Raw genomic sequence first — 11,109 nt, forward strand, 5'->3', positions numbered from 1 at the left:
GTCGCCCCGCCGCCGCCCTCCCCCTGCCCGCCCTCCCCCTGCCCGTTCTTCCCGACAAGGAGCCCGCCATGATGTACACCGAGGCGTCGATGGACGCCCTGCGGCAGACCGGTGACCGGCTCGCCGATGCCACGGTCGCCACGCTCTTCGAACGCGGGGAAGTGGGCAGGTTCAACACCCTGATGCGCTACGTCTCCACCGCCGGCGCACCCCTGCCCGAGGGGCTGCCCGATGTCGCCCGCGAGTACCTCGAGGCGACGAGCGTCCCGCCCTCCTGGGTGGACTGGGGCGAGATGGAGAAGGCCCGGCTGTTCTTCATCGACAACAACGTGCACATCTCCACCGCCCTGTCCTTCGCCTCCATGCCCGCCTGCTACCTCGTGCCGCACGTGGCGAAGCTGCTGTCCACCACCCACGGGTTGGCGTACCCGTCGAAACGGATGGCGGAGACGGGACAGTTCACCGTCCACCTGATGCGGCCCGACGCCTTCGAGGCCGGCGGCCGCTTCATCCCGGCCGCGCAGAAGGTCCGGCTGCTGCACGCGGCGATCCGCCACCACCTCGTGCGCGAGGACCGGTGGGACGTCGCGGCGCTCGGGACGCCGATCTGCCAGGAGGACATGATCGGCGGGCAGATGTTCTTCTCGCTGCTCGTCCTCGACAGCCTGCACCGGCTGAACATCCACATGTCGACGGAGGGCGCGGAGGCCTACTACTACGCGTGGCGGGTGGTCGGGGCCATGCTCGGCGTCGACCAGGAAGCCGTTCCCGCGACCCTCGAGGAGGCCCGGAGCTTCCTCGACCGGTACATGATCCGGCACATGGGACCGTCCGAGGAGGGCGCGCACCTGACCCGTCAGCTCATCGACCTCTACGAGGAGATCGTGCCCGGCACCTTCTTCGACCCGGTGGTCTCCGCGCTCGTCCGCCACCTGGTGGGCGACACCTGCGCCGACTGGTTGCGGGTGCCGCGCACGCCGTGGGACACCGTCGTGAAGGCCGCGCCGCACCTCCTGGGTGTCCTGGAGACCATCGAGGACCGCTCCCCGCTCGGCGCGTGGGCCTTGGACCGCCTCGGGCAGCTCACCACCGTGTTGGAGCTGTCCTCCCTCACGCGGGGTCGTGTCATGCACTACGCCATCCCCGAGGAGCTGAAGAAGGAGTACGGGGTCTCCGGCGCGGTGCACCGCACCCGCCGCTGGAGTCCGCCGGCCCCCTCGGTCCCGTGACGGCTCGGACGGGCGCTCGGATGGCGGGCGCGGCGGATTTCCGGAACGCTGTTCTCCGGGTGGACGGATGGTGTGCACCGGGAATTGTCCACCGTGGCCGAATCTTCTCGACGGCCGTCACGACGTGACGGCCGTAGACGAGAGGACCTTCCGTGACCGTTCGCTTCGCCGCCGGGACCGCCGGCGCCGCCGCCCTGCTGGTCGCCGCGCTGACCGTGCCCGCGCAGGCCGTGACGTACGGGACGCCGACGATCGCCCTGTCCGCCTCCTACCTGTCCGGGGCCGTCGGCGCGACCGGTGACCCGGTCGTGGACGTCACCGTCGGCCAGAGCGGCGCGGACGCGTCCGCGCTCACCATCAGCGTGTCCGCGTCGAGCAGGACCTCGGTCGCCGGTACCGGGGACGTGACCTTCACGGGCGCCGGGGCGGTGCGGCAGCTGGCCGTCGCCGCGCGCGGCCGCGGCTACACCGACCTCACCGTCAAGGTCACCGGGCTGGGTGGCAAGACCGCCACCAGGACGCTGTCCTACGCGGCCTCGGCCGCCGTGCAGAACCCGGCCGACGCGCGGTACCTCACCGGGTCCGCGGACGCCTCGGCCGCCGTGGACGTGGGCGGCGGGTACGCGGTGGTGGCCGACGACGAGTCCAACGTGCTGCGCCTGTACGACCGCTCCCGCTCGGGCGCGCCGGTGAGGACCTGGGACTTCAGCTCGCAGCTGGGCGTCAGCAAGGAGGTGGACATCGAGGGCGCGACCCGGATCGGGAACACCATCTACTGGACCGGCTCGCTCGGCAACAACAAGGACGGCGAGTACAAGGCGCCCCGCAACACGGTCTTCACCACCACGGTGAGCGGCTCCGGCGCGAGCGCGCAGCTGGCCTACGGCCGCTCGTACAAGAAGCTCCGTGAGGACCTGGTGGCCTGGGACAAGGCCAACGGGAACCGGTACGGCTTCGCGGCGGGTACCGCGCAGGGGGAGGCGCCGAAGCAGATCGACGGGTTCAACGTCGAGGGTCTGGAGTTCGCCCCGGGCTCGACCAGCACCGCCTACCTGGGCTTCCGGGCCCCGCTGGCGCCGGTCGTGCCGGGCGGCAAGGCCCTGGTCGTGCCGGTCACCAACTTCGACCAGGTCCTGGCGAGCGGGGCGAAGGCCACCTTCGGCGCGGGTGTCGAGCTGGACCTCGGCGGCCTCTCCGTCCGGGACATCCGCAAGAACGCGGCCGGGCAGTACCTGATCCTGGCCGGTTCCTGGGCCGCGGACGACAACTCGGACCCGTACGCGCTCTACCAGTGGGACGGCGTCCCCGGCCACGCGCCGGTCAAGCGGGCGGACCTGCCGACCACCGACCCCGGCGGCTGGGAGGCCATCGTGGAGGTGCCGGACCTGACGGTCGCGGGCGCCCGGGTGCAGCTGATCACGGACAGCGGGTCCGCGGACCTGTACGGGGACGGCACCGAGGCCAAGGATCTGACGCACGCGGAGTGGAAGAAGGCGCGGGCGGCCTGGTTCACGCTGGGCTGACGCCCGGACGCGCCGTCGAGGTGTGCGGCGGCGCCGTCCCGACCCGGCCGGGCGACCGGCGGACCGTACCCGTACGTCCGCCGGCCCGGGACGGGCGGTGGCCGCCGCGTAGGGTGAGCGCAACCGCCACGCCGTCCGCCGCCGTCCTTCCCGGGAGAGAACTCCGATGCGCATGGTTTTCGCCGGTCAGGTGATCGAATGGCGTGGACCTGCGCCGTTCTACTTCGTCCCGGTGCCGCGGGAGGAGTGCGCCGACGTACGGCAGGTGGCTTCGGCGGCCTCCTACGGGTGGGGGGTCGTCCCCGTCGAGGCCGTCATCGGCGAAGTCACCTTCGAGACGTCGCTCTTCCCCAGGGACGGCGGGTACCTGCTGCCCGTCAAGAACGCCGTCCGGACGCCGCTGGGGCTGGTGGCGGGAGACGGGGTGACGGTGACGATGACGGTGCGTCTTCCGGGCTGAACGCCGCCGGTCCGGTCCCTGGTCCGACCGTCCTCGGGTCGGCGCGAGGGGGCTCAGGCTCCCGTCGGGTCCGCGAGGATCGCGTGCACCTCGACGGGGTCGTTGCCGGGCTTCCCGCCCGGGCCGGGGCACGCCGACGCCCGTGCGGCGATCTCCAGGGCCCGGTCCTCGCTCGCGACGTCGACCAGCCAGTAGCCGGCCAGGATGTGTCCCGGCTGCGCCGGTCCGTCGCTCACCTGCGGCCGTCCGTCGCTCGCGGCCCGCACCGTTTTGACCTGTGACGGTCCTCCGAGGCCCTGCCCGTCCACCCATTCCCCGGCGGCCGTGAGGTCCGCGTTCAGGGCGTTCATGTGGGCGAACATGGCCTGCATGTCGTCCTCGGAGTAGGAGGACATGACGGCGTCCCACTGGTCGGCCGGCACGTTCATCTGGATCATGTACTTCATGGTCTTCACCCTTCCGGGGCGGCTACGAGGACTCCGGGGACTCCCGGTCCTACGGAAGGTGGACCTCGACCGACCACGGAACTCATCGGTGCGGGGGCTCACGTCACCAGGTGCAGTGACGTCTCGGCGATGCCCAGCCGTACGCTCTGGCCCCAGGTCAGTTCCAGGGCGTCGCTCTCCATCCCGTCGCCGAACACCACGATCCGGTCCGACTCCACGGTGAGCTGCAGCGTCTGCCCCCGCTGGAGTTGGCCGGCGACCTTCGTCGTTCCGGTCGCGGGAGAGGGCCAGGCCTCCCGTACGAACCACAGGAGCCGGCGCTCGCAGGGTGCGGGGAGCTGCGCGGGGCTGTCGCGCTCCTGCCACAGGGAGCGCAGCCAGCCGGTGGCGCCGGTGCCGGTGCCCACCAGTACCCCGGAGGAGGCCTGGGCCTCGTCCGGGCCGGTCTCGCCGTCGGAGCCCAGGCGGTAGCGGGCGGTCTGGTGGCCGGGTGAGCCGAGGTAGATCTCGTTGAGGGCGAGAAGGCGCTGGGTGTCGTCGGCGACGGCCTCGACCATGGTCAGCTCTTCCGTCCGGCTCCCGGGGGCGGTCGCGGCGCGCAGCAGGGCGGCCGCGTCGGCGTGGCGGTGACGGACCAGGACGCCCGGGTTGTGGCCGGGGTCGGTGTCGATGCCCACCACCGGTTGTCCGCGCAGGTATTTCGCGGTGTTGGCGACCAGGCCGTCCTGGCCGATGACGACCACCACGTCCTGCGGGGCGAACAGGAAGCGGTCCAGGTCCGCCCGCTCCACCCTGGAGCTGCGCCAGGTGAGCGGCACCGCCGCCGAGACCTGGCGCAGGGCCTGCTGGGTGCGGTCGTGGCGGCGGTGCACCTCGTCGATGGAGCGGCCGCGGCTGGAGAGGAAGAAGGCGGCCTGCCCGTGCGTGCCGTGCCGGGCGAGGAGTTCCTCGTACTCGGTCCTGCGGTGCACGAGGACCGCCCGTGGGGCCAGGCTCACGCGTCGGGGCCGGTTTCGGGGCGTCCGAGTCGGGTGAGGAGCCCGGTGAGGACGTCGGGCGAGAGGGTGATGCTCTCGATCCGTGGCAGGTTCTCCGCGAGTCGGGTCGCCGCCAGGGCGTGCAGGGTGCCCGGGGTGGTTTCGTCGTGGACGCGGAGCCAGGCGGCCTGGACCTCGGCGCGTGCCGTGCCCATCTCGCGGGCGGCCTCGGCGTCGGCGCGGGCGAGGCGGACCTTGCGGGCGGCCTCGGTCTCGGTGCGGATGCCGTCGGCGGTGGCTTTCTCCTCGGCCTCGCGGCGGGCGTTGGTGCCGCGCTGGTCGATCAGTTGCTCCTCGCGGCGGGCCAGTTCGATCTGGCTGGCCAGTTCGTTCTCGGCGATGGCCCGTTCGCGTTCGACGGCGACGGCCCGGCGTTCGTAGGTGGCCCGGTCGGCCTCCTGCTGGATCTGCTCGCGGGCCGGGGTGCGCAGGGCGCGCTCCACCTCGGCCTCGGGGCGGATCGCCACGACGCGCACGGCCACCACGTCGATGCCGGTGGCCGGGAGTCTGGGTTCGGCGGCGAGGCCCGCGGTGACGCTGGTCCGTACGGAGGTGACGCCGTCGACCAGGGCGACGGCCAGCGGGGTTCGGGCCAGCACGTCCAGGGCGTGCTGCTGTGCGGTCTCGGTGAGGAGTGTGGCGATCTGCTCCAGGGGGGCGCCGCGCCAGCTCCCGGTGTCCGGGTCGACGGAGAAGTCGAGTCGTTCGGCGGCTTCGGCCGGGTCGCTGATCCGGTAGGTGACGGTGGCCTGTACGGCGACGTCCTGGAAGTCGGCGGTGCGGGCGTGGAAGGCCATGGCCAGCTCCCGGTCGTCGACCGGGACTTCGGAGAGCGCCGCCGAGAGCGACCGGTACCAGAAGCTGAGCCCTCGCCCGTCGTGGGCGAGGGCGCCGCGCTTGTGGTGGCGGATGTGGGCGGTGGGCGCGGAGCGCAGATGGCGCCAACCGAAGCGCCGGGTGATGTCGGCCATGGCGAACCCCCTTCATTTCGTCAATGCGACGATAAGGGGAGGTGTTCATATCGTCAAGGGGACGAGAAGAGGAGGCGTGGGGCGGGCGGGTCGGCCCAGGACGAGGTCGGCCGTCGGACACCGGTGGGGCGTCGTGCCCGACGGTCACGGCCGGCGGCTACGGGTGCGGGTGCTCGAACGGGGAGGGCACCGGGAAGTAGGCCTCCAGGAAGGCGGCGACGATGTTGTGCTGCTGGGTCGCGGTCAGTGCGGCCGGGTCCCCGTCCTGGTCCCCGGCCTCGGTGGGTGCCTCCTCGTCGTCGGCGAGACAGAACGCGTCGTGGCCGCGCTCGGCGGCCAGCGGCGGCAGCTTCTCGATCACGTCGTGGCGCGCGGTGCTGACGTAGGTGTGCACGAGGTGGCCCTCGACCGCGTGGCCCTGCGCGAGAGCGAGGTGGGAGGCGAGGGTGACGGGGGCGAGGTCGTCGGTGCTGCGGAAGACCGAGCGGGCGGTCGCTTCGAGCCGGCCGGGCAACAGCTCCTCGACGCGGGTGAAGAGGGAGCGGGTGAGGGGGTAGGGGGTGTGGGCGAGGATGTGCGGATAGGTACGGCCGACGACCTCCTCGACGGCCTGGCGGGTGACCTTCTGCGACGAGGTGAAGACGTCGTCGCCGGCCCGACCGCCGGGGTCGACGGCACGCCGGTCGTGGAACACCTTGGGGAGTCCGGAGGGCAGGAAGTAGTCCTGCGGGCGCTGCGGGCGGCCGAGGAGGATGTCGTCGTTGAAGTAGACGAAGTGTTCGGCCAGGCCGGGGATGCGGTGCAGCCGGCTCTCGATGGCGTGGGAGTTGAACACCTCGGGGGCGTCGGGGTCCGTCAGGAGCTCGCGGTGGTCGACGACGGTGACCCGGGGATGGTCGGTGTCGAGCCAGGCGGGGGTCTGGTCGTCGGTGACGAGGTGGATGTGCCGGATCCAGGGTGCGTAGGCGGCGATGGAGCGCAGGCAGTACCGGAGCTCGCCGCGGTCGCGGTACCGGTTGTCCGCGAGGTCCACCCCGCTGTCGCGGCCGGTGCCGTGGGCGGCGGCCCGCGCGGCCCGGTCCCTGCGTCGGCGCCAGGCGGGGTCGGCGGCGTCGACCCAGGTGATCACGGCGTCGACGGGGAAATCGATGTCGTCCGGGAAGCGGCCCGAGAAGCAGTCGACGACGGGGTAGTCCCGGTCGCCGACCCGGTGGGTGGCCGAGGCCGTCAGGGAGGGGACCCACCAGCCGTACGGGGTCTCGCGCAGCGTGGCGATGGCGCCCTCGCCGGAGTCGGGGGCCTCCCAGAACTCCAGGTCGCAGCCGGTCTCGGGGCCGTAGGTCAGGGTCCGACCGGAGGTGACGACCGGCTGGTGGAGGCGGACGGACCGGACGTGGGCGGGGCGCGGGACGGGGCCGGCCGGCCGGTCGCCGTCGCCCGGGAGGGGGACGGCCTCGGCGGCGTCGACGGCTGCCGGAAGGTCCTCCGCCAGTACCTCCCCGGCCTCGCCGTCGGCGGTGACGAGGCGGGCGTAGACGGGGAGCCCGGCGAAGGCGGCGGCGCAGGCCTTCAGCGCGGCCGCCCGGTCGCCCGGGGCGATGGCCACCCGGTGGGTGAGCCGGCCGTCGGGGACGAGCCCGTAGGGGACGGCGGCGGCTTCCAGGGCCTGGGCGAGCGAGCGGAGGTTGGCGTCGCGGGCGTCGGCGGGGAGCAGGTCGTCCCGGACGAGGGCGAGCCGGCCGCGGTGGCGGACCAGGTTCGCCACGGTCGCCAGCAGTTCTTCCTCGCGGGCGGCGGCCGGGCCGTGTCGGGTGGGCCGGTCGCCGTCGCGTTCGGGGCCCGCGGGGCCCGGTTGGGGCGGGATGCCGCCGCGGCGACGTACTGTCCGGGCGAGTCTGCGCAGCCCGGCCGGAAGGGGAAGCCGGCGTAGTCCCTGCATGTACGTCCTCGGTACGCGGCGCTGATGAGCGGCTGCCGGTGTTCTGAGTGCTCCTCGGCGGGAGTGGTGCCTCGGAGCGTGGTGGATGTTTGTTCAGCGATACGTTTCCTTTCGTTTACGTTTCATGCAAGGGTCCGAGGTCCTGCTGTTTCAACTCACAGCGACTTCTCATGCGGGGGCGGTGGCTCCGCTCAGGTGCCGAAGGTGTCGGCGTCGTACTCCGACCGGCCTGCGGGTGGCCACCGTGTGCCGCTTCCGTCCCGGTCCGCCCCAGGATTTCAGGGGTACGCCGTCGCCTCGGTCCCCTTGTTTTCCGTCCACGGCCGGTGCGCCCGTTCCGGCCGGCTCGAGCTCCGGGACCGGGACCGGGACCGGGTCGTCACACGCACCGGTCGGCTCGCGCATCTGCGCCACCACCGGGGTCGAGAACGGCAGGGCGCAGGAGTGCGCGTCGTGGCCCACGCCCTGCCGGGCGGCCGGCTCTCCGGGCAGGGGACGGTGTTCGGCACACGATCGCCCCGGGCACGAGGCGCTTGACGATCACCTTCGAGTACCGACCCGCCCCCGGGGCACGCGACTCGTGCCGGCCGCCGGGGCGTCGACGGGCTCGTCGGCGCCCCGGCGGGGGGAAGGGGGGGGTCAGCTCGCGGCGGCGGCCAGGACCCGGGGGGCGGCCGCGTGGGCGGTGGGGGCCCAGCTGAGGAGGGTGGAGCCCACCGACATGCCGCCGCCGAACCCGGACAGGAGTACCACGTCGTCCTCGGCGAGCAGGCCCCGGCGGTGGATCTCGTCGAGGGTGATGGCGATGGACGCGGCGCCGGTGTTGCCGTAGCGGGCCAGCTCCAGGTGGAGGGCGGCGTTGTCCAGGCCGAGCGCCGGCCACACCTCGCCGATCATGACGGCGTTGGCCTGGTGCGGGACGAAGTGGTCGACGGAGCCGGCCGGCAGCCCGGTACGGGCGAGGAGCTCGGCGACGGCTGCGGGGAGGTTCTCCTGGACGAAGGCGCGGACTCCGCGGCCGTCCATGCGGAAGTGGTGCGCGCCTTCCTCCAGGGTGCGGGCGGAGGCGGGGCGGCGGCTGCCGCCGGCCGGGACGCCGATCAGTTCGTGCTGGTCGCCGCGGGTCAGCAGGCTGGTGCCGAGCATGCCGTGGCCGGAGGGCGAGGGGCCCAGGACGGCGGCGCCCGCTCCGTCGCCGAAGAGGATGGCCGTCCTGCGGTCGGTGTGGTCCAGGATCCGGGAGTAGATGTCGGCGCCGATCACCAGGCCGTGGGCGCCGGGCTCGGCGCGCAGGAGGCGTTCGGTGACCGTCAGGGCGCAGACGAAGCCGCTGCAGACGGAGTTGACGTCGAAGGCGGCGGCGCCCGCGGCGCCGAGCAGGTGTTGGACCACCGCGGCGGTGGCGGGTTGAGGCTGGTCGGGGGTGGAGGTGGCGACCACGATGTAGGAGAGGTCGTGCGGGCGGATGCCCGCCTGCTCCAGGGCGCGGCGGCCCGCGTGGGCGGCGAGGTCGGAGGTGGCCTCGTGCGGGGCGGCGTGGCGGCGTTCGTGGATGCCGGTCTTGCGCACGATCCACTCGTCGCTCACTCCGGTGGTGTGTGCCACCTCGTCGTTGCCGACGATCTGCTCGGGCAGGTAGGAGCCGGTGGCCAGGACCGCTATCGGGTGGGCCGCCGCGTGGGGTCCGTTCGTCACGTTCTCGTCTCCTGTTGTCGGGGTCGGTCGGCCGCTCGGGTGTCGGGCAGCCGCTCCCATCCGGCCAGCTGCGCGTGTGCGGTCAGGACGGGGTCCGAGCCGACGACCACGGGGTGGCCGACGGAGCGCAGGAGGTCGAGGTCGCTGCTGTGGTCCCCGTAGGCCGAGCAGTGCGCGAGGTCGAGGCCGTGGATCGCGGCGACGGCGTGGGCGGTGCGGCCTTTGGTCGCGCCGATCAGCGGGGTGACGACCTCGCCGGTGAGGAGGCCGTCGCGGATCACGGGTCGGGTGCCGAAGGCCCGGTCGGCGCCGAGGTGTTCGGCGATCGGGTCCAGGCAGGCGAAGAAGGATCCGGAGACCAGGACGGTCAGGTCGCCGTTGCGTCGGTGGGCGCCGAAGCGGGCGGTGGGGGCCGGGACGAAGGGGGCGCCGGCCAGTTCGTGGGTGAACCAGGCTCGGCCGGAGGCTGCCAGGGATGCCGCGCTCTCCCCCGTGTAGAGGCGGTAGTAGCGGCGGTTGACCTCGGCGCGTGGGGCGCCGTCGGCGGCGGCGCGGTGGAGGGTGGCGGTGAGGCGCTCGTAGGTGCCGGGGGCCGCTCCCCGGCGTTCCAGGTGGAACGCCAGGAAGCGGAACATGGTCTTGAAGCCGATCAGTGTCTCGTCGACGTCGAAGAAGGCGGCGGCGGTCATCGCGGGGTCCGGACGCGGGCGAGGTCGAGTGTGAGCAGGCACAGGCTCTCGCCGTCCTGGTGGGCCTCCACGCGTACCGGTATGCGGTCGGTGTCGGGTGTGCTCTCGTCGCCGAGTTCGACGATCCCGCCCTGGGTGTAGTAGGAGGCGCTCTCGCCCGGGCGGCCGGCGTCGCGGTGGTCGCCGACGACGGCGGTGAGGGTGGCGGGGCTGTCGAGTTCACCGAACCGGCTGAAGGTGACGGCCAGGTCGGTCGGGTAGGTGCGGGAGGGTGACATGCCGCGGACGTCGAGGGCTCCGTAGAGGGCGATCTGGCGGGCGGCCTCGGCGATGACCATGCCGGGCAGGTGGTCCTGCGGGTGGTCGAACATGCTGGGGTGGCCGCCGGGGGTGCGGATCCCGGCGGTCAGGGTGTCTCCGGCGACCTCGATGCCGGTGAGGACGACGTTGTCGGCGTTGGCCCGGCCCACGCGGTAGGGCTCGACGGGTGCGCCGACGGCGCTGCCGGGCCGCGGGTGGTCGGCGGAGGAGGGCAGTGGTCTCTGGTCGCGGTTGCGCAGGCGCAGCGCCGTGTAGGACTCGGGGGACTTGAAGCGCAGGCCGATGCCGGCGCGGCCGATGCTGAGGTCACCGACGCGCAGGTCCACGTCGTAGTCGAGGCCGTTGGTGCGGCCCTCGCGGACGTAGTGGTTGCTGGTGGTGACGTGGAGGGTCAGTTGGCAGGGGGTGGGGCCGACGGCTATCCGGTCGGGGCGGGTGAGGTGGACGCGCAGGTGGGTGAGGATGAACTTGTCCGTCCGGGGCACCGAGAAGTAGGCGTGGGCGCCGGCGAGGGCGGCCTGTCGGCAGGCCTCCAGCAGCAGGACCGGGTCGTAGACGTTGGGGTTCAGCAGGTGGTCGCCGTAGTAGGCGTGGGAGCGCGGCAGTTGGGCGGCGGCGACGTACGAGGGTCCGCCGAGGGGTCGTAGGTCGGTGAGGAAGACTTCGCCGAGCGAGTCCCGGTGGACCAGTGTGCGGTCGACGGTACGGCTGTAGCTCAGCTCAAGTGCGGCGAGGTCCTGTTCCAGCGGCGAGGGTGCGGTGGTCACGTGCGGAACCTGCTTTCTCGGGTGGTGTGCTG

10 protein-coding genes are annotated in these 11,109 nt (G+C 73.0%); 3 read left to right on the forward strand and 7 right to left on the reverse strand.

Going from position 1 to position 11,109, the window contains the following annotated elements:
• The first annotated feature begins 68 nt into the window (after nt 1-68).
• The 3 genes from BCL76_RS35605 (at nt 69) to BCL76_RS35615 (ending at nt 3,212) form a co-directional block, all read left to right on the forward strand.
• The gene (locus tag BCL76_RS35605; protein ID WP_109783514.1) at nt 69-1,229 is read left to right on the forward strand and encodes an oxygenase MpaB family protein; all 1,161 of its coding nucleotides are present in this window, start codon (nt 69-71) and stop codon (nt 1,227-1,229) included.
• A gap of 152 nt (nt 1,230-1,381) precedes the next feature.
• Nucleotides 1,382-2,752 carry a hypothetical protein gene (locus tag BCL76_RS35610; protein ID WP_375138005.1) on the forward strand — a complete coding sequence of 457 codons (1,371 nt, stop codon included), beginning with the start codon at nt 1,382-1,384 and terminating at the stop codon, nt 2,750-2,752.
• Between the two features lie 166 nt (nt 2,753-2,918).
• Nucleotides 2,919-3,212 carry a DUF1905 domain-containing protein gene (locus BCL76_RS35615; RefSeq protein ID WP_109783515.1) on the forward strand — a complete coding sequence of 98 codons (294 nt, stop codon included), beginning with the start codon at nt 2,919-2,921 and terminating at the stop codon, nt 3,210-3,212.
• Nucleotides 3,213-3,265: 53 nt separating this feature from the next.
• Here the strand turns inward: BCL76_RS35615 and BCL76_RS35620 are convergent, their stop codons facing one another.
• The 7 genes from BCL76_RS35620 to BCL76_RS35660 form a co-directional block, all read right to left on the reverse strand.
• Nucleotides 3,266-3,658: a YciI family protein gene (locus BCL76_RS35620; protein ID WP_258310113.1), complete on the reverse strand. Its 393-nt coding sequence runs from the start codon at nt 3,656-3,658 to the stop codon at nt 3,266-3,268.
• Nucleotides 3,659-3,756: 98 nt separating this feature from the next.
• Nucleotides 3,757-4,656 carry an NAD(+)/NADH kinase gene (locus tag BCL76_RS35625; protein WP_109783516.1) on the reverse strand — a complete coding sequence of 300 codons (900 nt, stop codon included), beginning with the start codon at nt 4,654-4,656 and terminating at the stop codon, nt 3,757-3,759.
• Nucleotides 4,653-5,666 carry an SPFH domain-containing protein gene (locus tag BCL76_RS35630; RefSeq protein WP_109783517.1) on the reverse strand — a complete coding sequence of 338 codons (1,014 nt, stop codon included), beginning with the start codon at nt 5,664-5,666 and terminating at the stop codon, nt 4,653-4,655. Before BCL76_RS35630 ends, BCL76_RS35625 begins: the two co-directional genes overlap by 4 nt.
• A gap of 157 nt (nt 5,667-5,823) precedes the next feature.
• Nucleotides 5,824-7,605, reverse strand: coding sequence for a Stealth CR1 domain-containing protein (locus BCL76_RS35635; RefSeq protein WP_146228498.1), 1,782 nt, complete (start codon nt 7,603-7,605; stop codon nt 5,824-5,826).
• Between the two features lie 639 nt (nt 7,606-8,244).
• On the reverse strand, nt 8,245-9,300 hold the full coding sequence (locus BCL76_RS35650) for a 3-oxoacyl-ACP synthase III family protein (RefSeq protein WP_258310114.1): 1,056 nt from the start codon (nt 9,298-9,300) through the stop codon (nt 8,245-8,247).
• The gene (locus BCL76_RS35655) at nt 9,297-9,989 is read right to left on the reverse strand and encodes an HAD family hydrolase (RefSeq protein WP_109783521.1); all 693 of its coding nucleotides are present in this window, start codon (nt 9,987-9,989) and stop codon (nt 9,297-9,299) included. Before BCL76_RS35655 ends, BCL76_RS35650 begins: the two co-directional genes overlap by 4 nt.
• Nucleotides 9,986-11,077: a ScbA/BarX family gamma-butyrolactone biosynthesis protein gene (locus BCL76_RS35660; RefSeq protein ID WP_109783522.1), complete on the reverse strand. Its 1,092-nt coding sequence runs from the start codon at nt 11,075-11,077 to the stop codon at nt 9,986-9,988. Before BCL76_RS35660 ends, BCL76_RS35655 begins: the two co-directional genes overlap by 4 nt.
• Between the last annotated feature and the right edge of the window lie 32 nt (nt 11,078-11,109).

Origin of the sequence: Streptomyces sp. CG 926, assembly GCF_003148825.1 — a bacterium.
Classification (GTDB): Bacteria; Actinomycetota; Actinomycetes; order Streptomycetales; family Streptomycetaceae; genus Streptomyces.